We start from the raw sequence: 22,997 nt of genomic DNA on the forward strand, positions 1-22,997 counted from the left end.
CATGTGCGCGGTGGGTCCGGGCATCGTTGTGCCCGTCCATCATTCTGTTGATATCGGCAACGATCTGCTGCCGCTGTCTCACTGGTCGAGATCGACGTTGCCCAGCCGCTTGATCCACAGGTTCCACGAACGCGGCAGCTGGCCCTCGTTCATCTCGGTCGCCAGGCGCGCTTCTTCGCCGTTCAGGAAGGTGATCTCGCCCAGGCCCTGCGCTTCCAGCTGCAGGCGCGCGTTGATTTCGGTATAGATCGCGCGGAACACGGCCGCCTCGATCGATCCGCCCACCACGGTCGAGCCATGGCCGCGCATCAGCACGCAGTTGCAATCGCCCAGCGAGCGGGCCAGCGCTTCGCCCAGATGCTTGTCACGGATCAGCATGTCGGTATCGCCACCCGCATCGCGGATCTCGAAATGCGCCGACCCCGCGCCCAGGAAACTGGACATGTGGAACACCGGCTTGAGCGCGTGCTTGGTGATGGCGAACGGGATCACGCTCATTGAATGGCTGTGCACCACCGACATGACGTCCGGCCGCGCGCGATACATCTCGGCGTGAATGAAGCGTTCCAGGTACGGACGCTCGGTCGAGTCCGACACCGTGTTGCCATCGAAGTCATAGCAGACGATGTCCTGCCGGCGCACCATGGCCGGCGCGCGGTTGCACGACAGCAGGAACACGCCAGGCTCGGTGGGATGGCGCACGCTGACGTGCCCCAGGCCATCGACAATGCCGTGGTCATACAGGATGCGGTTGGCGTAGACGAGTTTGTCGACAAGGTCGGAATCGGGAAGCTGGATGGCCATCAGGCGGGTCCTGGAAAGGGAAGTTGAAAAGGGGTGCGCGGGCGACGCGGATGCGCGAAGGCCGTTGCCCGGATCGATCCGGGCAACGGCCTTGGACAGGCCTTACAGCACGATGCCGCTGTACAGCCAGTCGATCTCGAAGGTGCTGTTCTTCGGCCGGTTTTCGACCAGGCTGTTGCGCACGTCGCGTGCGCCGCCGCCAGCATGGCAGATGCCGCAGAAGAAGCGCGAGGTCAGCTGGATGCGTCCGGTGCGCAGATATCGAGCATGCTCATAATCGACCAGCGCCTGGTCCAGGCTGGGCACCGTCGTGATCTTGTCCGCCAGCACGGCCGCGTCTTCGAGCGCCATGCATGCGCCCTGCGCCATGTACTGCAGCGTGGGGTGCGCGGCGTCGCCCAGCAGCGTGGCGCGGCCCTGCGACCAGCCGGCTTTCGGATCGCGGTCGTACAGCACCCAGTTGCGGTCCTTGCGCACGTAGCCCAGGTTCTTGCGCACATTCTCGGTGCACGGCGCAAAGATGCGTTCCATCTCGTCCGGCCCGATCGTTTCGGTGCGGCCCAGGCGCAGATCGTCGTTTTCGACCACGGCCACGTTGTTCATGACCTTGCCACCGCGCAGGCGGTACTGGACCATGTGCAGGTTCGGGCCCACCCACAGCACCACGTCGTCGGCGTGGGTCAGGTCGGTAATCTCTTCCATCGGCACCACGCCGCGGTAGGCCACCTGGCCCGCCACCCGCGGCGCGCCGTCATCCAGGATCGTGGCGCGCACCCGCGACTTCAGGCCGTCGGCGCCGATCAGCGCGGTGCCGTGATAGACGCTGCCGTCCTCACAGGTGACTTCCACGCCGTCGCTGTTCTGCGTAAAGCCCTGCACGCCCTTGGACGTTTCGATGCTGACGCCCGGCATGTCGCGCACGGCGTCCAGCAGCATCTGGTGCAGGTCGCTGCGGTGGATCACGGAATAGGGGTAGCCAAACTTGGCCTGGAAGTCCGAACCCAGCGCCATCCGCGTCAGTTCGCGCCCGTCGATCGCGTCGATCATGACCAGGTTGTTCGGGAAAAACGCGCGGTCCTTGAGCTGATCGGCCACGCCCAGGTGTTCCAGCATGCGATAGGCGTTGGGTCCCAGCTGCAGGCCGTAGCCGATTTCGCCCAGCTCGGCAGCACGTTCCAGCACACGCACCTTGCGCCCCTGGCGGGCCAGGGCCAGCGCGGTCGCAATGCCGCCAATGCCACCGCCCGCGACGATGAACTCGCCGGACGTCGTGTCGGATCTTGTCTCCATGACAGCCTCTCTAGAATATTTTGGGCTATCTTAGTGAGCGCTACCCGAATTGTTCAATCCAATAGTTTCGATAGAAGGTATTTAAAAAATGAATCTGGATGGCATCGATTTCCAGCTCTTCAAGACCTTCGAAGCGGTCTTGCGGACCCGCAGCGTGACGGCAGCGGCCGAGAGCCTGGGACTGAGCCAGCCCACGATGAGCTACGGGTTGAACAAGCTGCGGGCCCTGTTGCACGACCCGCTTTTTGTGCGGATCGGCAATGAAATGCGGCCGACCCCCCGCGCGCAGGCAGTCGCTGTACCGATCCGTTTGATCCTGGAAACGCTGGAAAAGGAGGTTTTGGACACCAGAACCTTCGATCCGGCCACCTCCGACCGCGAAATCCGCTTTTGTATGGCGGATATTGGGGAAATGTATTTCCTGCCCCGCATCTTGCGGTTTGCGGAAACCGTCGCGCCGAACATGACCTTCCGGGTGCTGTCGCTGACGCCTGACCGGCTCGAAGCCGCGCTCGCCAACGGCGACGTCGACCTGGCGATGGGCTATTTTCCCGATCTGAGCAAAGACAATTTCTTCCAGCAGCAACTGGGCACCAGCAGTTTCGTCTGCATCGCACGGGCGGGTAATCCCCACGTCGGCAAACGGCTCACGGCCAAGCGTTACTTCGACGCGCCCCACATTGCCGCCCACACGGCGCTGCGCAGCATGGAGGTGTTCGACCGCTCGTTACTGGCGTCCGGCGCCGAGCAGCCGCGCGTCAAACTGCGCGTGCCGCACTTCATTGCGCTGCTCGGCATCGTCGCGCAATCCGACCTGATCGCCACCGTGCCTCTGGAGGCGGCCCACGCCGTCACCCACGCCAGCAACATCCGCATCCACCGCCTGCCTTTCCCGTCGCCGGTATTTGCGTTAAGGCAACACTGGCACCGCCGGTATCACCACGACCCGGTGAACAAATGGCTGCGGGAGTCGATGCAGGAGCTGTTTCATGATCTTCTGTCGGAACGCGGCCTTCCGACAGTGGGGTGATAACCCCCCTTGGCGCTTCTTGCCTCCTCTGGAAGAAGCGCGAAGCGCCTTCAGGGGCATCCTGTCATTTGTGACAGTCGTCGGGAAAGCCGCCAACGCATAGCGTGACAGGTTCCTTTCCCATGACGGTCTTGCTCATGACTTCGTTATTGCGTTCCCCGTTTTCCTCATCACGGCGCCGCCTCCTTTCGGTGGCGGCATCCGCCTTGCCCGCCTGGTTGGCCGGATGTGGCGGGGGAGACGGGGACGGCACGGCACCGACGCCGGCACCAGGTCCGTTACCGGCTCCTCTGCCGCCCATCATGCCCACCCCGCCCGTCACCCCCGCGCCACCTGCAACGCCTGTCGCCGCGCCGGCGGCCTATACGCGGGCGGCGGGCGGCATCGGCGAGTTTCTTTGCCCGGTTGGCTGGGACAGGTTGCGTACCCTGGCCGCCAAAGACAAACAGATGGACGACATCGTGGGCGTCATGCGAGGCAACTCGGCAGCGCTGCTGACGCGGGTGCCGGCGCCAGTCCGGTGGCTGCCCAACCAGGATACCGACGAGCAGCCCGTCAAGTACACGCCGACATCCGACGAAAACGCGGTCGCCAGGAAAGCGCTGGACGCCGACTTCGGAAGCATTGCTGCGCTCGGCTACACGTGGAGCTTTGATCAACGCGCCGATCAGCTCGAGGCCTTGCGGCGCATTCTGCTGGCGTGGGCTGCGGTTAACGAGCCATACGGCAATCCGCTGGCCGAGCACAAACTGCTGGCACCCGCCAAAGCGTATTACCAGGTCCGCCACGCCTTGCCGGCGATCGATCGCGATGTCATCGACGCCTGGTTCCGCAAGATGATGGTGCGTAACCGCCAGTGGGTGGAAAAGTCCAGGCGGTTCAACAATTGGCATGCGCACGGTATCTGCAACGTGGCGGTGGCCGCGCTGGTGATCGATGACCTTGACCATTTGAAGTGGGTGGAAGAAAGCACCAAGGCCCTGTTGGCTGTCCACATCGAACCGGGCGGCGCGACCTTCGATTTCCGCCAGCGCGATGCCCTTTCGTATCACAACTACAGCCTTGAAGGCCTGTTGATGATCAATCAGGTGCTGAACATTCATGGCATCGATCTGTACCGATACGAACACGTCGCTGGCGCGGGGACGATGGCCAAGGCCATGGCCTTTATCGTCCCCTACATCAAGGGGGAAAAGGTGCATTACGAATTCGTCAACACGACCTACGGGCCCGATATCACCGGGATCCACAAGAACGAATACAACACGCGGTGGACCCTGACAGACATCTGGGCGATAAGGCGTGCCGACGCCTACGAACCCGCCTACGGCGATTTCGTGCGCACGCTCATGAAGACGACCTACCCCAAGCACCCGCTGACATGGCGCTTTCCGGAATGGCACGAAAACTATCTGCTCAACGAAGTCACGCGTGACCTGAAAGCCTACCCATTCGTGCCGGGCTGACCCAGCCCGCCAATGCACCCGCGTCCAGGCCCCAAAATGCTGGCGCCAAGAATCCCCAGATCCGGGCACAGCGGATCTGGCTCCGCCAGTGCCGCCCCCTGGGGGAGGCGCGAAGCGCCCAGGGGGGGACCTCTACCTCCAGTCGTCCTTGTACACAAACTTCGGCATGTGCCAGTCGAACCGGATCGCGAGCAAGCGCACCACCAGCCCCGTCACCATGGCCGCCAGCACGGCCACTTGCTGCGGCATGCCGACATGCAGCGTCCCCAGAAACACCAGTCCCACCAGCACCGACACGCTGGCGTACAGCTCATGCCGGAACAGCAGCGGGATTTCATTGCACAGCACGTCGCGCATCACGCCGCCGAAGCAGCCGGTGATCATGCCGCTGACCAGTACGATAATCGGCGACAGCTGCATGTCCAGCGCCACCTGGCAGCCAATGACCGTGAACACCACCAGCCCCAGCGCATCGAGCACCAGGAACAGCGCGCGCAGCCGCCGCATCACCGGCGCAATGAAGGCCGTCAGCAGCGCGGCAGCGGCAGTGATCAGCAGGTATTCGGGGTGTTTGACCCAGGTCAGGGGGTAGTGGCCGAGCAGCACGTCGCGCAAGGACCCGCCGCCCAGTGCGGTCACGCAAGCGATCACGCACACGCCGACCCAGTCCATGCTGCGGCGCCCGGCCGACAGGGCGGCCGTCATGGCTTCTGCCGTGATCGCGATCACGTACAGCGAGACGAAAAGCATCGCCTTACTCCGTGCGGTCGAGGCGGGTGATGTCGGCGCGGCGCCACCACAGCAGCGCCAGTCCCGGCAGGCCGATACCGACCGTCAGCATGAAGAAGGTGGGCCAGCCATAGGTTTCCACCAGGGGCGGCGCCAGCGGTCCGGCCAGGTAGGTGCGGCCCACGGCCGACAAGGCCGACAATAGCGCGAACTGGGTGGCAGAGAAACGCCGGTCGCACAGGCCCATCAGCAAGGCCACGAACGCCGCCGTGCCGAGCCCGCCGCACAGGTTTTCCACGCCGACGGCGGATGCCATCAGGACGATGTTCTTGTCGCTGACGGCGATTAGCCAGAAGCCCAGGTTGGAGATGGCCTGCAGGATGCCGAACAGCAACAGCGACCGGTACAGGCCGATCCGCGCCAGCAGCGCGCCGCCGCTCAATGCGCCAATAATCGTCGCGCCCAGGCCGAGCAGCTTGTTGATGGTGCCGACTTCGGTCGCGCTGTAGCCGGCCGCGCGGATCAGGAAGGTGGTGGACAGGCTGCCGGCGAACGCATCGCCCAGCTTGTACAGCACGATCAGCACCAGCACCGTCAGCGCGCCTTTGCGGCTGAAGAATTCTTTGAGTGGGCCGGTGACCGCTTCGCCCAGCGTGCGGGGCGCGCGGGCCGGGTGATCGGGTTCCGGGGCGATCAGGGTCGCCAGTACCGACAGGCCCATCAGTCCGCCCATGACGACATAGGTCGGCCCCCAGCCCAGCCAGGAATCGGCAATCACCAGGGCCAGCCCGCCCGACACCAGCATGGCCAGCCGGTAGCCGAGCACCGATATCGCGGCGCCCGCGCCACGTTCTTCGGTGCGCAGTACGTCTGTCCGGTAGGCGTCGAAGGCAATGTCTTGCGATGACGAGCAGAACGCGACGAAGACCGCGATCAATGCCAGCGGCAGCAGCGATTCACGCGGCGACAGCGCACCCATTGCCATGATGGCAAAGGCAAGCAGGATCTGCGTCAGGACCATCCAGCCACGGCGCCGGCCGAGCAGCGGCGGCGTGTAGCGGTCCATGAGCGGCGCCCACAGGAACTTGAGCGTGTAGGCCGAGCCCACCAGCGTCAGAAAGCCAATGGCCTGCAGCGAGACGCCGTCGACCGTGGCCCACGCCTGCAGCGTGCCCGTGGTAAGCGCCAACGGAAGCCCGCTGGCGAAACCGAGGGCCAGCAGCGGGGCGACCCGTCGGTTGGTGTAGAGCGACGACGCAGCCACCGCCGGGGTATCCGGCAAGGACGGCGGGTTCAAAATATCTTACCGCTGCGCCCGTAGTCGAGCACGATCCAGTTCTGCGCGGCCACCATGTCGTCGGCCTTGCCCGAGGCAAACGCATCGTTCAGGCGATTCATGTAGGACAGCAGTTGCTGCTTCGCGGTCTCGGCGAATGCCGGATCGATACCCTGGTCTTCATACAGGATCACGTAGGACCGCGCGAAACCGTAGATCAGGAAGTACGCACCCGCATGTTCCGAGTCGCTGGAAATCAGCGCCAGCGTGCCTTCCTTGACCTTCAGGAAACTGTCGGTACCCGGGACCTGGGCGGCGAAACGTTGGATCAATTCAGAGAAGTTCATAAACCAAGAGGCAACGGGTAGGGGAATCGGAAAAGCGGAGCGAAACGGGCAAAGCGGGTGAAGCCGCAAAAGCCCGGCGGCGTGTATCAGTTCAGGCGGCCGATGCCGCCATGGGCCTTCGACCAGTCGGACGTATGCGACAGGAAGAGTTCGACCTTGTCGATATCGCCGGGCGTCAGGAAATTGTCGGCCTTGGCCAGCCCGATGATGTCCTGCCAGGTGGCCAGCGCGTGGATCTGGATATCCAGTTCTTCCATCGTGCGGCGGCTTTCGGCAAACGTATCGTAATAGAAGATGCTGAGCAGATGGCGTACCTGCAGGCCCGCGCCGCGCAGCGCCAGGCAGAAATTGCGCTTGCTCTGGCCATCGGTGGTCAGGTCATCGACCAGCAGGGCGCGGTTGCCGGCCACCACTTCGCCTTCGATCTGCGCATTGCGGCCAAAGCCCAGCGGCTTTTTGCGCACGATTTGCAGCGGCAGCGACAGGCGATCGGCCAGCCAGGCGGCATAGGGCACGCCCGCGGTTTCGGCGCCGGTGATGACGTCGATTTCCGACAGGCCGATGCGGTTCTTGACGACCGACAGCGCCGCGTCATTCAAGGTGGTGCGCGCCGCGACCGACGAAATCAGCTTGCGAACGTCCACGTAGACCGGGCTGGCCCAGCCGGAGCGCAAAATGAAGGGCTTGCCGCCGGTGACGTGGACGGCGCCGGACTCCAGCAACAACCTGGCGACGACGGGCCCGATAGTGGTTTCTTCCATGACTTCTTCGTGTGGCGTGAGATTAGACAACTTTTAGCATGCTACCCAAAAGATCCGCGGCTTTCTGTCCCTTATAGGATCGTTGCCACAGATCTTCCACCATTTTCGTATAGAGCTCGACGGCCTGTGGCGCGGCAGTCACCTGCGCGATGCCGGTGGTGATGTTGGGCAGCTCGCCGAACCGGAATGGGCTGACGGCCACGAACGAGGCCCCCGGCCGTTCGAACACCTGGAAGGTGGCGTTGGGCATGCTGCCGTCGACGATGCCGATCTGCATGTCCATGGGGTGTTCCTGCAGCAGCGCGATGATGCGTTCGACCTCGCGCCGCGCGGCCAGCGACCGTTCCATGCGCACCGAAGGCGGCAGATCGATCCGGCCTACCAGGCCGAAGTGCACGAAGCGTTCGATCTCGCGCAGCCCGATCAGGCTGATGATGGGCGGCCGGCGCCGCGAAAACGCGCGCTTGCGATCGCTGAGCAGCTTCATGACGGAGGCGATGCGTGGGTCGTCCTGGTCGGGATTGGCTTCGCGCAGCATCTGTTCCAGATGCGCGGCGTAGTCGTCCGACGTCAGCAGGAAGGATATGGGCTCGAAGTGCGCCATGATCCGCGTCGCGTCGGTTTCGAGCTGGCGCATGCGTTCGATATAGGCGACCGGCGAGGTGTAGTACTCGGCCCCGACGCCCAGCAGGGATGCCAGCGAGGTGTTCAGGATCACCCCCAGTCGTTCCAGCGTCTCGATCTTGACGATGTGGCCCTTCTCCATCCGGTACACCGCCGCGCGCGATACGCCCAGCTGGTCCGCCACGGTTTCCGCACGCAGGGATGCTCCCAGGCGATAGGCACGCAGGCGCTCGCCGATGGCCTGGAAGTCGATCGATTGATGGGGAATGACGGCAGTATCCATACACCTAGTCTAAAAAATGAGAAGCGGTCGCGCCATTGCGATTTGCAGTGCGAACCAAATCGGGGCATGAACCCGCGCCGCGCACCGGTCAAGTGCTGGTCTCTTAGGGTTTTGCCTGGGTTTGGTGCGATGGGCGTGCGCCTTTCGCCACACAACGGCACGTCTTATCAGCTTAGATAAAAAACGCTTGAGGAGTAAGAAAAAGTGTCTTAGTCTAAAAAAAAAGACGCACCCCCGGAAAGTCCGCTCACAAGGCGATAGGCAACGACGCAGGGTCCCCGGCTTTCCCTTCTTCTTATTCGATCCTGATATTCGTTTCCCTCGGAGAGTGGACATGAGCAACAACACTGCCAGCGTCGCAGGCAAGCCGGGTGCGCCCGCTGCCGCCCCGGACCTGGTCGAGACCGACAGCTATGCGCGCAAGGCGGTCATCGCCTCCACCGTCGGCTATGCGCTGGACGGCTTTGACCTGCTGATCCTGGGTTTCATCCTGGCGGCGATTTCGGCCGACCTGGGCTTTTCCGGCACGCAGGCCGGCTCGCTCGTCACCTGGACCCTGGTGGGTGCGGTGTTCGGCGGCGTCGTCTTCGGCTGGCTCAGCGACAAGTACGGCCGCGTGCGCGTGCTGAACTGGACCATCCTGCTCTTTGCGATCTTTACGGGCCTCTGCTCGCTGGCCACCGGCTATTGGGACCTGCTGATCTATCGCACCATCGCCGGTATCGGCCTGGGTGGCGAGTTCGGCATCGGCATGGCGCTCGCCGCCGAAGCCTGCCGCCCGGAACAGCGTGCGCGCATGTCGTCGTATGTGGGTCTGGGCTGGCAGGCGGGCGTGCTGGCTGCCGCACTGCTGACCCCGCTGCTGCTGCCCATCATCGGCTGGCGCGGCATGTTCGCCGTGGGCGTCCTGCCTGCGGTGGCGGCGTTCGTGATTCGCCACTTCATCGGCGAACCGAAGATCTTTATCGAAAACCAGAAGGTCGCCAAGAAAGAGAACTCGTTCAAGATGCTGGTGGCGGATGCCGCCACGACTCGGATGAGTATCGGCGTGGTGATCCTGACATCGGTGCAGAACTTCGGCTACTACGGCGTGATGATCTGGATGCCGTCGTACCTGAGCAAGCAATTCGGCTACTCGCTGACCAAGTCGGCCATGTGGACCTCGGTCACCATCCTGGGCATGGCCTTCGGCATCTGGCTGTTCGGCCAGCTGGCGGACCGTGTCGGCCGCCGCCCGATCTTCCTGTTCTACCAGGTGGGCGCGATCGTGACGGTGCTGGCGTACTCGGCGCTGGAATCGCAATACGCGCTGCTGATCGGCGGCGCCATCATGGGCATGTTCGTGAACGGCATGATCGGCGGCTACGGCGCCCTGATCTCCGAGCTGTATCCCACGGCGGCCCGTGCCACGGCGCAGAACGTGCTGTTCAACATTGGCCGCGCGGTCGGCGGCTTTGGTCCGCTCGCCGTGGGCGCGGTGGCTGCGAAGTATTCGTTCAGCGCCGCGATTGCGCTGCTCGCATCGATCTACGTGCTGGACATCTTTGCCACCCTGTTCCTGATTCCGGAACGCAAGGGCGCCGCGCTGGACTGACCGGTCCGCGCACCTTCGATGCAAGGGAAGGGGGCCTGCGCGCAAGCGCCGGCCCTCGCCCCGTTTTCAGGACATCCTCATGCAGACCTCCTCCATGCAGGGCGATTTGGCAGACGGCCAACCTGCAGCAGGCCCCACCGCAGTGGGCCATCCGGTGCAGGACGCATCGTCGTGTGCGGGCGGCGCAGCTGGCTGCGGCGGCGTGCTGGCGCCCGATACGGCCGGCCGTGTGATCAGCAACGACTGGATCAACCGAGACTACAAGCACCTGGTGCTGCAGGCCGATGGCCGCGCCGCGCAGGCGGTGGCCGGCCAGTTCTTCCATCTGCTGTGCCCGGTCACGGCCGACGATTCGCCGTTCTTTCGCCGCCCCATGAGCACCTACCGCGCCGACCCCGCAACGGGCCGCGTGGAATTTCTGTACAAGGTGACCGGCGCCGGCACGCGGGGTCTGGCGACCCTGGTCCCGAATGACACTCTGCCGATGCTGGGTCCGCTGGGCGTGGGCTTTTCCTTGCCGCCCGGCGCGCGCAACATTGTGGTGCTGGGTCGCGGCGTGGGGCTGGCCACGCTGGCGCCGCTGTCCGACCTGGCCGCCGCGGCGGGCGTGGGCGTCACGGCCATTCTGAGCGCACGCGACGCCGAGAACCTGATGTCGCAAACGCGCTTCAGCGGCACCGGCGCCACCGTGATCGAAGTGACCGATGAAGCCCTGACCAGTTCGGTGGACAAGGTCGAAGCCCTGCTGCGCGAACTGCACAAGGCGGGCAAGGCCGATGCCTTCTATACCTGCGGGTCGCAGCGCCTGACCGCGTTGATGCAGCGGTTGGGGAATGAGCTGGGCGTGCCCGGCGAGGTGGCCATGGAACAGCAGATGGCCTGTGGCATCGGCATGTGCTATTGCTGCGTGCGCGCCTTTCGCGAAGGCGACCATCTGGTCAGCAAACGGGTCTGCTGGGACGGCCCGGTCTTTCCGCTTGCGGAGGTGACGTGATGAATGCAAGAGACGGAATCGGGATGCGCCCCGCCTTGCCAGGCGACGTGTCGGTGGACCTGTCCATCGATGTTGGCGGCCTGCGCCTGCAGAACCCCATCATGCCGGCGTCGGGCACCTTTGCCGACGGCCTGGCCAACACCATCGACCTGAACCGGCTGGGCGCCTTCGTCACCAAGACGATCACGGCCGAAAAGCGCAGCGGCAATCCCGTGCCGCGCGTTGCCGAAGTGCAGGGCGGCATGCTGAACGCCATCGGCATCCCGAGCAAGGGATCCGAGTACTTCATTCGTGAATCCGTGCCGTTCTATCGCGGCTTCACGCCGCCTTTGATCGTCAGCATTTCCGCGCCGACCAGCGACGGCTTTGCCGAACTGGCCGCGGCCTTGTCCGACGTGCCCGGCGTGGCCGCGATCGAAGCCAACATCTCGTGCCCGAACATCGAAGAAGACGGCAAGGCCTTTGCGATGCATGCGCGGTCGACGGCCACGGTGGTCAAGAGCCTGCGCGCTGCCACGCGCCTGCCGCTGTGGGTCAAGCTGACCCCCAACACCGGTGAAATCGCCGCGGTGGCCAAGGCCGCCGAAGACGAAGGCGCCGAAGCACTGGTGGTGGCCAACACCATCCTGGGCATGGCCATCGACATCCGCACCCGTCGCCCCAAACTGGGCAACGTCATGGGCGGCATGTCGGGCCCGGCCGTCAAGCCGATCGTGGTGCGCATGGTGTATCAGTGCCACCGCGCGGTCTCGATTCCCGTCATTGGTTGCGGCGGCATTTCGACGGCGGACGACGCCGTGGAATTCATGTTGGCTGGCGCCACCGCCGTGCAGGTCGGCACCGCCACCTTCATCCGCCCCACGGCCATGATCGACGTGATCGACGGCCTGGGTGCGTTCTGCCGGCAGCAGGGTATGACCGATTTGCGCGGCCTGATCGGCGCGGTTGAAGACACCGGCTTCGTGCCATTCGAAGCGATGGCCTGACGGCCCGCAGAAGGAAGTTCATGACAGACACTGCCTTGCAATCCGCCGCGACCTCTACCGCCGGGACGTCCGCCGCGACATCCGCCGCGGCATCCACATTCGCGGCGCAAGACCACGCGCTGGCCGCCACGCTGTTCGACCGCGTGCGCGAACTGAGCTTCGACGGCGTGGGCGTGTCGCGCGAAAGTTATGGCGCGTCCGAAACGGCCACGCTGGACTACCTGACGGAATGGGCCACACAGCAAGGCCTTTGCGTCGAGACCGACGCCGCCGCCAACCGCTTGTTCACCCTGCCTGGCAGCGGCGAGGCAGCCCCGGTCGTGGTCGGATCGCATGTCGACTCCGTGCCCCAGGGCGGCAATTTTGATGGCTTGGCGGGCGTGATTTCCGGCCTGCTCTGCCTGAAACGCCTGAAAGACGAAGGCCAGTCCTTGGCCCACCCCTTGATGGTGGCCGGCATGCGCGGCGAAGAAAGCGCGTGGTTTGGCAAAGCCTATATGGGATCCAGCGCGATCCTGGGCAAACTGACCGCCGACGACCTGGCGCTCGTCAACAAACGCAACGGCAAAAGCATGGGCGAAGCCATGGCCGCCGCGGGTGTCGACGTGGACGTACTGGCTGCCGGCACCCCCATGCCTTGGGTATCGAAAGTGCACGCCTACCTGGAACTGCACATCGAACAGGGGCCCATCATGGTCGCCCGCAAATGGCCCACCGCAATTGTCTCGGGCATACGCGGCAACCTGCGGCATAACAGCGTCGCCTGCATTGGCGAACCGGGCCATTCCGGCGCCGTGCCGCGCTGGCTGCGCAAAGACGCCGTCTTTGCCGTGGCCGACCTGCTGATGCGCCTGGACGAACATTGGCGCGTGCTGCTGGAACGCGGCAACGATCTGGTGGTGACGTCCGGCATCATGGGCACCGACCCCGCCGAACACGCGGTTTCGCGCATCCCCGGTCAGGTCAACTTCAGCTTTGAAGTCCGCAGCGAAAGCACCGACACCCTGGAAGCTTTCTACAAGGTCATGCGCGACGAGTGCGACGCCGTGGCACGCCAGCGCGGCGTGCGCTTCGAGTTCGATCGGCGTATTGCCTCGGCGCCCGCGATCATGGACGCTGGCATCGTCAAGACGCTTCTTGCGACGGCGTCGGAGTTGTCCTTGCCCGTGGAAAAAGTCGCCAGCGGGGCAGGGCATGATGCCGCCCTGTTTGCCAACGCGGGCATCCCGTCAGGCATGATCTTCATCCGCAACGAACACGGATCGCACAACCCGCAAGAAGCCATGGACATGGACGACTTCATGGCCGGGACGAACCTGCTGTATCACGCGTTGCTGCGGATGTAAGGGCCTCCGACAAGGGGAGGCTCGATGGGAAGCCCTGGCAGGGTCGCAGCAGGGCCGCACCACGATGCTCAAGCAGCATCGTGGCTGCTGCGTTTAATCGGCGGCGGTCTGTTCGACGTTGCCGCCATACGGCTGGATGCGCGCCAGGACATCGGTAATGGCCTGCCGCGCGATCTCCAGATCGTAATAGGCCTGGCCCCGCAGCCAATAGCCTTCAGACAGCCCGAAGAAACGGCACATGCGCAGATCCGTATCTGCCGTGATGGCGCGCTTGCCATGCACGATTTCGTTGATGCGGCGCGGAGGCACTTCAATCGCCTTCGCCAGCGCGTACTGGCTCAACCCCATCGGCTTAAGGAAGTCTTCCAGCAGGAGTTCACCGGGGTGGACGGGGGGAAGCTTGGTCATGGAACACCTGGTCAGTCAGTGATAGTCGACGATCGCGACGTCGGTCGCCAGACCATCGCCAAAAACAAAGCAGAGCCGCCATGATCATTGATACGGATGCTGTAGTGACCCGCTCGATCGCCCGACAGGCGTTCCAGCCGATTGCTGGGCGGTATGCGCAAGTCGGAGACAGTGCGTGCGATGTGCAACTGCACCAGTTTCCTTAACGCGCCCCTTTCGATATTGACGAATCGCGGGACGCGCTCGTGGTTAAACAAAGCGGCAGTGTCACGGCAGGAAAACGATGCAACCATAGTAACGCCTCGCGTTATTAACGGCAAGCGTTACGGTTGACGCTGCGTAGATCGGGATGCACCGATTGTGGCCTGCGAGCTCCAGACAATGCAGGGTCGCATGGACGGATTTGTCCGGGTTTGCGCTCGCAAACTCGTGCTGCCCGTGTGTGCACCGCAGGCGCTAAGTTCCCGCTTTCCGTGTATAAAGTCGCCCTCGTGAACGTGCCGTTTTCCAAGCCGGCTTACGTGAAATTTCTTGAGTTTCTGTCTTCAGCAAACAGGCCCCGCCCATGCTTCGCGTCATCTCCGCCAACCTCAATGGCATCCGTTCCGCCTACAACAAAGGTTTCCTGCCGTGGCTTGTCGCGCAGGACGCCGACTTTGTCTGCATGCAGGAACTGAAGGCGCAGGCGGCTGACCTGACGGTCGAGATGCTGAATCCGCCGGGGCTGTACGGCTACTTTCACTATGCCGAGAAGAAAGGCTACAGCGGCGTGGGTGTGTATGCGCGCAAGCAGCCTGACCAGGTGATTCAAGGCTTGGGCGTGCCCGAGATCGATGCCGAGGGCCGCTACCTGGAACTGGTCTACGAGGGGCTGTCGGTCATCTCGCTGTACCTGCCATCGGGATCGAGCGGCGAGCATCGCCAGAGCGCCAAGTTCGCGTTCATGGAGCACTTCTTTCAGCACCTGGCCGACCTGGTCCGCTGCGGCCGCCAGGTCGTGCTATGTGGCGACTGGAATATCGCGCATCGCGAGATCGACCTGAAGAACTGGAAAGGCAATCTGAAGAACAGCGGCTTCCTGCCCGAAGAACGTGCGTGGCTGACGCGTATTTTCGAAGAGCTGGGCTGGGTTGACGTGTATCGCCATCTGCATCCGGAAACGACTGGCGAAGCCTATACGTGGTGGAGCAATCGTGGGCAGGCCTGGGCCAAGAATGTGGGGTGGCGGATCGACTATCAGATCGCCACCGCCGGGATCGCCGGCAGCGCCACGGCAGCGGCAATCTACAAGGACGAACGCTTCAGCGACCATGCGCCGTTGACCGTGGATTACGACTTCGCGGTCTGATTCCCCAGCAGCATCGACCTGGGCGGTTATGCGGGCGGCTTCGGCGACGTCGTTAAGGCAGCCGTCAGTGACACCTGCATGACGATTTTCCGGGTAAGGATTGCTTCCGCAATCCGAAAAAATGCCCTTCGGACGCGACGCGGACGGGCAAATGTTGTAAGGTACGCGCCAGTCTCCGTCAGTGCATCCGCCGCGTCCGCAGCGCCGCCGTGCTGGCCGAGCGTGCCGCCGGAGCCGTTTCCGCGCCGTTGTGATCCTGTACCGTGACCGCCGTGCCCCAGAACTCAATCGACCCCTCCCGCGCTGCCGAATCCGGCCTGCCGCAAACCAATGCCAGCCTGGATGATCCCGGCCGCTTCCGCACTGACTTCGTCCGCTTCGCGACGGAACAGGGCGTGCTGCGGTTTGGCGCCTTCACGACCAAGGCTGGCCGCCTCAGCCCCTACTTCTTCAACGCCGGCCTGTTCAACAGGGGCGCGGCCGTCGGCCAGCTGGCCGAGTTCTACGCGCAGGCGCTGCTGGCGTCGGGCGTCGAGTTCGACATGCTGTATGGCCCGGCCTATAAGGGCATTCCGCTGGTGACGGCCACGGCGATCGCCCTGGCCGCGCGCGGCCGCGACGTGCCCTTCGCGTTCAACCGCAAGGAAGCGAAAGACCACGGCGAAGGCGGATCGCTGGTGGGCGCGCCCCTGACGGGCCGCGTCGTCATCATCGACGACGTGATCTCGGCCGGTACGTCGGTACGCGAGTCGGTCAAGCTGATCCAGGCGTCCAAGGCCACCCCGGCCGCCGTGCTGATCGCACTCGACCGGATGGAACGCGTGGGCGCCGACGACGAACTGTCCAAGCATTCCGCCGTGCAGGATGTGGAACACACGCACGGCTGCCCGGTCGTCAGCATTGCGTCGCTGGACGACATTCTGGACGTGATCCAGAACACCCACGACGGCGAGTTCGAACAGCACCGCGAAGCCGTGCTGACCTACCGCGCCAAGTACGGCGTGCTGTAAGCGGATCGAGTTGGAAGAAGGCGCCTGAGGGGCGCCTTTTTTTCGTCGGCGCGTCCGTGCTTCGACGCGAAAAAACGGCGAGCCCAGGCTCGCCGTTGTGTATTGCAAGCCGTCGATCGACGACGGCGTTGGTCCTTAATCCAGCTTCAGGTTTTCATCCTTGATCAGCTTGCCCCACTTGGCCGTGTCGGTGCGCGTGCGGGCTTCGAGTTCTTCGGGCGAGCTTGCAATCAGGTCGACGCCCTGGTCGCGCAGCTTGGCCACCAGGGCCGTGTCGGTCAGGGCCTTGCGCAGTTCGGCGTTCAGCGTCTGGACGATGGCGGGTGGGGTGCCGGCGGTGGTGTAAAGGCCATACCAGGTCGTGTATTCCATGCCGGGCAGGGTGGCGGACAGTTGCGGCATGTTGGCGGCGTCGGCGGCCTTGCTGGGGGCGGTCAGGCCCAGCGCGCGGATGGTGCCTTTGTCGATGCTGGATTTGAGCGAGGGCATGCTGCTGAACAGACCCTGCACCTGGCCCGAGGTCAGGTCCACCATGACCTGCGACGTGCCCTTATACGGAATGTGTTCGATCTGCGTGCGGCTGAGCGACTTCATCAATTCCATGCCCAGGTGCGCGACGCCGCCGGTGCCGGCCGACGCGATGTTGACCTTGCCCGGATTGGCCTTGGCGTAGGCCAGGAATTCGGGAAAGGTCGTGACCGGCAGCTTGGCGCTGATCACGAACACGTGCGGGCTGCTGGAGACCAGGCCGACCGGCACCAGCTTGGCCATGGCCTCGGCGCTGCTGCGCATGGTCAGGGGCTGGATCGTCACGTTGCCCGAGGCGGCCATGAGCACGGTGTGGCCGTCCGCCGGCGCGCGGCCGACGGCGTTCATGGCGGGCACACCGTGGCCGCCGCCGCTGTTTTCCACGACGACCGTCTGGCCCAGTTGCTGGCCCAGCTTCTGCGCGAGTTCACGGGCGACCACGTCGGCCGGGCCGCCGGCCGCGAAGGGCACGACCATGCGGATGGACTTGCTGGGGAAGGTCTGGGCGTGGACAGCACTGACGCCGAAGGTGGCGAGGCCGGCCAGGGCGAGCGCGGCGCCCAGGGTCGTGCGTGCGGTGGTGCGCAGGATGGCGCGCCGGGCGGTGTTAGAGGTGAAGGTCATTGTCGTCTCCGATGTTTTAGGTAGTGTGATGATGTGGGAACCGGCCGCGCTCAGGCGGCTTTGGGGTCCTGTCCTGCCGGACCAGGACCATTGCTCATTACTCAGGCCGCTGGCCGACGCTGATCTCGGCCTTGGCCAATTCGCCTTCGAGCCACGGCGGGGTGAGCGCACCGGCGGCGATGGCGTCCATGCGGGCTTGTTCGCGTTCGAACTTGGCGCGGGCCTTGGCCAGCAGCTCGCCCTTGCGTGCGGCGGGCAGCACGGCCACGCCGTCGGCATCGCCAAAGATCCAGTCGCCGGGCGCCACGGGGGCACCCGCGCAGACCACGGCGTGCAGCACCGCGCCGTCCCCTTTCTTGGTCGGCCCGGCAGGGTGCGAGGCGGCTGCAAATACCGGCAGGCCCAGCTTCTTTAATTCCAGTTGGTCGCGAATGGCGCCGTCGACGATCACACCGGCAAACCCGGTGGCTTTGGCCTGCGTGCACATGATCCCGCCCATCAACGCGCGTTCCGTGTAGCCCTGGCCGTCGACGATCAGCACGTCACCAGGACGCCCCAAGGTAAGAGCCAGGTGAATGGCCAGGTTGTCGCCTGGCGGGACGGACACCGTCAAGGCCGGGCCGTACACGCGGCTTTCGGCATCGACGGGGTGGATCCGGCTTGCCATGGCGAAGGCGCCGACGTCTGCAAGCAGGGTCGAGGTCAGCCAGTCGAGGTCGGCCAGGGGAAGGTCGGTCAGCGGACGGTGGTTCTGCGAGGCGGAGGCTGACGGAGCCGTAGCGGTGCTTGCGGTGCCCGACGTCGTGACGGCAGACGAGGCGGGTGCTGATGGGGAGGTCATGGCTAGGTGTCTCTCGTTATGTCGATTGGCTGGAACCGGGCCCCGTGATGGCGGCCAAGATCAACGGGGGAGGGTTCACTCGCTGATCGTAGTCCCACAACCGAGGCGCGGCCCATACAACGCTGTTGCAACGCAATTTACTATATACAATAGCGTTGTACACCGTACAACGATGTGCGTGGTTGGCCGGCAGACGCCGAAGCCTTGCTTTCGAGCCCAACGTCGAGCCCAACGTCGAGCCCAACCTCGAGCACACCTGAAAGGACCCCTGAACCACCATGAGCAACGACGGCGTCACCGCAGTGGAACGGGCCCTGGCCGTGCTGGACTGCTTCAAGCTTGGCGCGGACCGGCTGAGCCTGGCGGACCTGTCGGCGCGCCTTCCCCTGCACAAGACCACCATCTTCCGGTTGCTGAACTCGCTGGTGCGCATGCGTTATGTCGTGCGTCACGATGACGGGCGCTACGCCCTCGGGCCGCGTGTGCTGTATCTGGGAAGGGTGTACGAGCGCAGCTTTCGCCTGGGCGACCTGGTGCTGCCGGCGTTGAAAGCGCTGTCGAAGGAAAGCGGGGAAACCGCGTCGTATTACGTGCCGAGCGAAGGGCAGCGCCTGTGTCTGTTCCGTTTGCAGCCGACCGAAGGCGTGCACGATCAACTGGTTGCCGGCAGCCTGCTGGATATCGACGACAGTGCGACCGGCCAGATCTTTCACGTGTGGGTGCGAGGCGACCGGCGCATGGCGACGCCGGACGAGTTGCCGACGCATTCGAGCGGGCTGTACAACCCGTTCACGACGTCATGGTCGGTGCCGGTGTTTGGCGATCAGGACCAGTTTGTCGGTGCGCTGACGTTGACGGGGCTGGCGCCGCGGGTGGAACCCGAAGCCGGCCGTCACGGCGCCAGCCTGATGAAACACGGAAGGGCGTTGTCGGCGGCGCTGGGCGCGTCAGCGTCGTGGTGCGACACGATCTACGGGCCGGAAGGGGCGTAGCCGCCCCGGCATCAAGCCAGCACGATCCCCGAGGGCTCCACGACCAGAATCTCGCCATTCGACAGCGGCGTTACGAGATCGGCCCGCCGAAATTCCCGCATCCACTGGGGCGACACTTCCAGGCCCCGCGCCAATGCGGTCTTGTACGCATGGAAGAACTGCCCATGCCCGACCACGACGACAAACCCGGTCTGTTGCAGCAGCCGTTCATGGAACGCCTGCAAACGCCGCGCAAAGTGGGCGAAGGACTCGGCATCGTCGCCGTCGACATAATCGGGATTCTCGCGCTGCCAGTAAGCGCTTGCCATCGGGCGGCGGCCGGCGACGTTCAGGCCGTGCACCTTGGCATGCGACAGGTACGTGAATTCCTGGATCGGCCAGGTTTCCTGCGGCACGTCGGGCCAGCGCGCGATGATCGGCGCGGCGGTTTCAATGGCCCGCTGCATGGGCGACACGATCAGCAGATCGGGCCGCGTCACCACCTTTGCTGCAGTGCGTTCGGCCTGCTCCCGCCCCCGCGCCGTCAACGGGCTGGCTGACGCATTGCGCGTCATCAGCCCGGCGTTGGCGGTGCTTTCGCCGTGCCGGATCAACCAGACGGGGGACGGAGGCATGCTCAGGCCAGTTTCTGCTTCAACACTTCGTTGACCTGGGTCGGGTTCGCCTTGCCCTTGGCTGCCTTCATGATCTGGCCGACCAGCGAGTTGAACGCCTTTTCCTTGCCCGCGCGGTATTCGGCAACGATGGCGGGATTGGCTGCCAGCACGTCGTCGATCATCTTGCCGATCGCGCCGGTGTCGCTGATCTGCTTCAGGCCGCGCGCGTCGATGATCGCGTCGGCATCCCCGCCGTTTTCCCCTGCCCAGATCGCGCTGAACACTTCGCGGGCGATCTTGTTCGAGATGGTGCCGTCGGCGATCCGGGTGATCAGCTTGGCCAGTTGCGCCGGGGTGACGGGGCTGTCGGCCACGTCGCGTTCCTCGCGGTTCAGGGCAGCCGCCAGCTCTCCCATCACCCAGTTGGCCGCCAGCTTGGCCTGGCCGGCCGGCAAGGCCTGCGCGACGGATTCGAAATAGGTGGCCGTGGCGCGCGACACGGTCAGCTGCGCGGCGTCGTATGGCGTCAGGCCGTAGTCGGCTTCGAAGCGGGCTCGTTTGGCGGCCGGCAGCTCGGGCATCTCGGCCCGCACGCGGTCGATCCAGTCCTGGCCAATCACCAGCGGGGGCAGGTCGGGGTCCGGGAAATAGCGATAGTCGTGCGCGTCTTCTTTCGATCGCATGCTGCGCGTTTCGTCGCGATCGGGGTCATACAGCCGGGTTTCCTGCACCACCGTGCCGCCGTCTTCGATCAGCTCGATCTGGCGGCGGATTTCATACTGGATTGCGCGTTCCAGGAAACGGAAGGAATTGACGTTCTTGACCTCGGTACGGGTGCCGAATTCCTTCTGGCCGACCGGCCGCACCGACACGTTCGCGTCGATCCGGAATGAGCCTTCCTGCATGTTGCCGTCGCAGATGCCCAGCCACACGACCAGCCCGTGCAGCGCCTTGGCATAGGCCACGGCTTCGTCGGCCGACCGCATCTCGGGTTCGGTGACGACTTCCAGCAGCGGGGTGCCCGCGCGGTTCAGATCGATGCCCGTGGACTTTTCGCCATGGGGGCCCGCAAAGTCGTCATGCAGCGACTTGCCTGCATCTTCTTCCAGGTGGGCACGCGTCAGGTTGATCGTCTTTTCGATCTCGCCAACAAAGAAGCTCAGCTTGCCGCCCTGGACGACCGGGATCTCGAACTGCGTGATCTGGTAGTTCTTGGGAAGGTCGGGATAGAAGTAGTTCTTGCGCGCAAAGATCGACCGCGTCGGGATCGTCGACCCCAGGGCCAGGCCAAGCGCGATCGCCCGGTCGACCGCGCCGCGGTTCATCACGGGCAGGGTGCCAGGCAGCGCCAGGTCGACCGCGTTGGCCTGGGTGTTGGGCGCGGCGCCGAACCGGGTGCTGCTGCCCGAAAAAATCTTGGACGACGTGGACAACTGCACGTGCGTTTCGAGACCGATGACGACTTCCCAGGACTGGCCAGACATTCGATGAACCTGTGTGTAAGTAGGGGCGCCAGACAAACCAGCGCGCCCAGGTAGAGCATATCGGGGCGCCGCCTGGATTTACCAGACGGCCCGGGCACTAAACCGTTGCCGGACGACGCGTGTGCCAGTCGGTGACCTGCTGGAATGCGTCGGCGATGCCCAGCAGGCGGCCTTCGTCGAAATAATTGCCGATGATCTGCAGGCCCACCGGGCGCTGCGCATGGGCCGCGCCCTGACCGAAGCCGCAAGGGATGGACACCCCCGGCAGGCCGGCCAGGTTCAGGCTCAACGTGAAGATGTCGGCCAGGTACATGGCGGTGGGGTCGTTGGACTTTTCGCCCAGGTTCCACGCGACCGACGGCGCCACCGGTCCGACGATCACGTCGCACTGGCTGCCCAGCGCCTTCTGAAAGTCGTCGGCGATCAGGCGGCGCAGCTTCTGCGCCTGCAGGTAATACGCATCGTAGTAACCGTGGGACAGCACGTAGGTGCCCAGCAGGATACGGCGCTGCACTTCGGGGCCGAAGCCTTCGGCGCGCGAGCGGCTGGTCATCTCGGCCAGGCCGGTGTACTGGTCGGCACGGTGGCCGTAGCGCACGCCGTCGTACCGCGACAGATTGCTCGACGCTTCGGCCGGCGCAATCACGTAATAGGCCGGGATCGACAGTTCGGTGCGGGGCAGCGAGATATCCACCCGCACGGCGCCCAGCGCTTCAAGCTGCTGCAGCGCCGTGTCGACCGCCATGGCCACATCGGCCGCCAAGCCGCTGCCAAAGAATTCACGCGGGATGCCGATCCGCAGACCCTGCAGCGGCGTGTCGCCCTTGGCCTTGGCCTGGGCAACAAACGCGTCGAACTCGTCGCGCAGGCGGCCCGGGGCATTGGGCTTGCTGCCGCACTGTTCCAGGCTGGTCGAATCGCGCGGATCGAAGCCCATGATCGGGTCGAGCAGTTCCACCAGGTCGCGCGCGTGGCGGGCGATCGGGCCGGCCTGGTCCAGGCTGGACCCGTAGGCGATCATGCCGTAGCGCGACACGGTGCCGTAGGTCGGCTTGATGCCCGACACGCCGCAAAACGCGGCCGGCTGGCGGATCGAACCGCCCGTGTCGGTGGCGGTGGCGCCCACTACCAGGCCGGCGGCAACCGCGGCCGCCGATCCGCCCGATGATCCGCCCGGCACGGCACGGGTGTCCCAGGGGTTCAGCACCGGGCCGTAGGCGGAATTTTCGTTGGACGAGCCCATCGCGAATTCATCGCAATTGAGCTTGCCAAGCGTGACCGCGCCGGCCGCGTTCAGGCGTTCGACCACGGTGGCATCGAACGGGCTGACATAGCCTTCCAGCATCTTGCTGGCGGCGGTGGTCTTCCAGCCGCGCGTCACGAACACGTCTTTGTGGGCGATCGGGATGCCGGCGAGCGAGCCCGCCGTCTGTCCGGACGCCAGCGCGGCATCGGCGGCGCGGGCCTGGGCCAGCGTCAGGTCGGCGTCGACATCCAGGAAGGCATTCAGGTCGCGGCGCGCGTCGATCGCGGCCAGGGCGCTTTGCGCCAGATCGACTGCGGAAATGCGGCGCTCGGTCAGCGCAAGGCGCAGCGCGGCGATGCCGTCGAATTCGGTATGCAGGGGCAGGGACAT

Annotated in this window: 22 protein-coding genes and 1 pseudogene; 9 read left to right on the top strand and 14 right to left on the bottom strand. The window is 64.6% G+C overall.

Annotated elements, in window-relative coordinates; translation table 11 throughout:
- Positions 1 to 78: 78 nt before the first annotated feature.
- The gene (locus IE116_RS18075) at positions 79 to 804 is read right to left on the bottom strand and encodes a class II aldolase/adducin family protein (RefSeq protein WP_189614285.1); all 726 of its coding nucleotides are present in this window, start codon (positions 802 to 804) and stop codon (positions 79 to 81) included.
- Between the two features lie 102 nt (positions 805 to 906).
- A complete protein-coding gene (locus tag IE116_RS18080) occupies positions 907 to 2,094 on the bottom strand; it encodes an FAD-dependent monooxygenase (protein ID WP_189614286.1) in 1,188 nt (395 codons plus the stop codon).
- Positions 2,095 to 2,182: 88 nt separating this feature from the next.
- On the opposite strand from IE116_RS18080, the gene IE116_RS18085 reads away from it, so the two are divergent.
- Positions 2,183 to 3,124 (top strand): LysR family transcriptional regulator, encoded by a 942-nt coding sequence (locus IE116_RS18085; protein ID WP_189614287.1) that lies wholly within the window; start codon positions 2,183 to 2,185, stop codon positions 3,122 to 3,124.
- A 302-nt stretch (positions 3,125 to 3,426) separates the two neighbouring features.
- Entirely contained in the window at positions 3,427 to 4,590 is a 1,164-nt protein-coding gene (locus tag IE116_RS18090; protein ID WP_189614288.1) for an alginate lyase family protein, read from the top strand.
- Positions 4,591 to 4,722: 132 nt separating this feature from the next.
- On the opposite strand, the gene IE116_RS18095 is transcribed toward IE116_RS18090, so the two are convergent.
- The 5 genes from IE116_RS18095 to IE116_RS18115 all read right to left on the bottom strand — a co-directional run bounded on the left by IE116_RS18095 (position 4,723) and on the right by IE116_RS18115 (position 8,610).
- Positions 4,723 to 5,340 (bottom strand): trimeric intracellular cation channel family protein, encoded by a 618-nt coding sequence (locus IE116_RS18095; protein WP_189614289.1) that lies wholly within the window; start codon positions 5,338 to 5,340, stop codon positions 4,723 to 4,725.
- Positions 5,341 to 5,344: 4 nt separating this feature from the next.
- Entirely contained in the window at positions 5,345 to 6,616 is a 1,272-nt protein-coding gene (locus tag IE116_RS18100; protein WP_444544105.1) for a muropeptide transporter, read from the bottom strand.
- A complete protein-coding gene (locus IE116_RS18105) occupies positions 6,613 to 6,927 on the bottom strand; it encodes a hypothetical protein (RefSeq protein ID WP_179582305.1) in 315 nt (104 codons plus the stop codon). Before IE116_RS18105 ends, IE116_RS18100 begins: the two co-directional genes overlap by 4 nt.
- A gap of 101 nt (positions 6,928 to 7,028) precedes the next feature.
- A complete protein-coding gene (locus IE116_RS18110) occupies positions 7,029 to 7,703 on the bottom strand; it encodes an orotate phosphoribosyltransferase (RefSeq protein WP_189614290.1) in 675 nt (224 codons plus the stop codon).
- A gap of 22 nt (positions 7,704 to 7,725) precedes the next feature.
- Entirely contained in the window at positions 7,726 to 8,610 is an 885-nt protein-coding gene (locus tag IE116_RS18115) for a helix-turn-helix domain-containing protein (protein ID WP_189614291.1), read from the bottom strand.
- A gap of 334 nt (positions 8,611 to 8,944) precedes the next feature.
- Here IE116_RS18115 and IE116_RS18120 point away from each other — a divergent pair, with 334 nt between their 5' ends.
- From IE116_RS18120 to IE116_RS18135, 4 genes are all read left to right on the top strand, one after another.
- Positions 8,945 to 10,204: an MFS transporter gene (locus tag IE116_RS18120; RefSeq protein WP_189614292.1), complete on the top strand. Its 1,260-nt coding sequence runs from the start codon at positions 8,945 to 8,947 to the stop codon at positions 10,202 to 10,204.
- Positions 10,205 to 10,283: 79 nt separating this feature from the next.
- On the top strand, positions 10,284 to 11,198 hold the full coding sequence (locus IE116_RS18125; protein WP_229828289.1) for a dihydroorotate dehydrogenase electron transfer subunit: 915 nt from the start codon (positions 10,284 to 10,286) through the stop codon (positions 11,196 to 11,198).
- On the top strand, positions 11,198 to 12,184 hold the full coding sequence (locus tag IE116_RS18130; protein ID WP_229828291.1) for a dihydroorotate dehydrogenase: 987 nt from the start codon (positions 11,198 to 11,200) through the stop codon (positions 12,182 to 12,184). Before IE116_RS18125 ends, IE116_RS18130 begins: the two co-directional genes overlap by 1 nt.
- A 20-nt stretch (positions 12,185 to 12,204) precedes the next feature.
- The gene (locus IE116_RS18135; protein ID WP_189614293.1) at positions 12,205 to 13,530 is read left to right on the top strand and encodes a hydantoinase/carbamoylase family amidase; all 1,326 of its coding nucleotides are present in this window, start codon (positions 12,205 to 12,207) and stop codon (positions 13,528 to 13,530) included.
- A gap of 93 nt (positions 13,531 to 13,623) precedes the next feature.
- On the opposite strand, the gene IE116_RS18140 is transcribed toward IE116_RS18135, so the two are convergent.
- Together IE116_RS18140 and IE116_RS18145 are read right to left on the bottom strand one after the other, a co-directional pair.
- Positions 13,624 to 13,938, bottom strand: a complete 315-nt coding sequence (locus tag IE116_RS18140) for a HigA family addiction module antitoxin (RefSeq protein ID WP_189614294.1) — start codon at positions 13,936 to 13,938, stop codon at positions 13,624 to 13,626.
- A 15-nt stretch (positions 13,939 to 13,953) separates the two neighbouring features.
- A pseudogene (locus IE116_RS18145) lies at positions 13,954 to 14,231 on the bottom strand (type II toxin-antitoxin system RelE/ParE family toxin).
- Between the two features lie 272 nt (positions 14,232 to 14,503).
- Here IE116_RS18145 and IE116_RS18150 point away from each other — a divergent pair.
- Both IE116_RS18150 and pyrE read left to right on the top strand, forming a co-directional pair.
- A complete protein-coding gene (locus IE116_RS18150) occupies positions 14,504 to 15,286 on the top strand; it encodes an exodeoxyribonuclease III (protein WP_189614295.1) in 783 nt (260 codons plus the stop codon).
- A 338-nt stretch (positions 15,287 to 15,624) separates the two neighbouring features.
- Positions 15,625 to 16,296, top strand: a complete 672-nt coding sequence (gene pyrE / locus IE116_RS18155) for an orotate phosphoribosyltransferase (RefSeq protein WP_189614755.1) — start codon at positions 15,625 to 15,627, stop codon at positions 16,294 to 16,296.
- 135 nt (positions 16,297 to 16,431) lie between these two features.
- On the opposite strand, the gene IE116_RS18160 is transcribed toward pyrE, so the two are convergent.
- Together IE116_RS18160 and IE116_RS18165 are read right to left on the bottom strand one after the other, a co-directional pair.
- Positions 16,432 to 17,448: a Bug family tripartite tricarboxylate transporter substrate binding protein gene (locus IE116_RS18160; RefSeq protein WP_189614296.1), complete on the bottom strand. Its 1,017-nt coding sequence runs from the start codon at positions 17,446 to 17,448 to the stop codon at positions 16,432 to 16,434.
- A 97-nt stretch (positions 17,449 to 17,545) separates the two neighbouring features.
- A complete protein-coding gene (locus IE116_RS18165) occupies positions 17,546 to 18,289 on the bottom strand; it encodes an RraA family protein (protein WP_189614297.1) in 744 nt (247 codons plus the stop codon).
- A gap of 278 nt (positions 18,290 to 18,567) precedes the next feature.
- Here IE116_RS18165 and IE116_RS18170 point away from each other — a divergent pair, with 278 nt between their 5' ends.
- The gene (locus tag IE116_RS18170) at positions 18,568 to 19,281 is read left to right on the top strand and encodes an IclR family transcriptional regulator (protein ID WP_189614298.1); all 714 of its coding nucleotides are present in this window, start codon (positions 18,568 to 18,570) and stop codon (positions 19,279 to 19,281) included.
- A gap of 11 nt (positions 19,282 to 19,292) precedes the next feature.
- Here IE116_RS18170 and IE116_RS18175 read toward each other — a convergent pair whose 3' ends face one another.
- From IE116_RS18175 to gatA, 3 genes are all read right to left on the bottom strand, one after another.
- Entirely contained in the window at positions 19,293 to 19,895 is a 603-nt protein-coding gene (locus tag IE116_RS18175) for a histidine phosphatase family protein (RefSeq protein ID WP_189614299.1), read from the bottom strand.
- Positions 19,896 to 19,897: 2 nt separating this feature from the next.
- Positions 19,898 to 21,361 carry an Asp-tRNA(Asn)/Glu-tRNA(Gln) amidotransferase subunit GatB gene (gatB, locus tag IE116_RS18180; protein WP_189614300.1) on the bottom strand — a complete coding sequence of 488 codons (1,464 nt, stop codon included), beginning with the start codon at positions 21,359 to 21,361 and terminating at the stop codon, positions 19,898 to 19,900.
- Positions 21,362 to 21,458: 97 nt separating this feature from the next.
- Complete coding sequence (gene gatA / locus IE116_RS18185) at positions 21,459 to 22,997, bottom strand: Asp-tRNA(Asn)/Glu-tRNA(Gln) amidotransferase subunit GatA (protein WP_189614301.1); 1,539 nt, start codon at positions 22,995 to 22,997, stop codon at positions 21,459 to 21,461.

The sequence above is a fragment of the Pigmentiphaga litoralis genome, from assembly GCF_014651835.1.
GTDB classification, from domain to species: Bacteria; Pseudomonadota; Gammaproteobacteria; order Burkholderiales; family Burkholderiaceae_B; genus Pigmentiphaga; species Pigmentiphaga litoralis.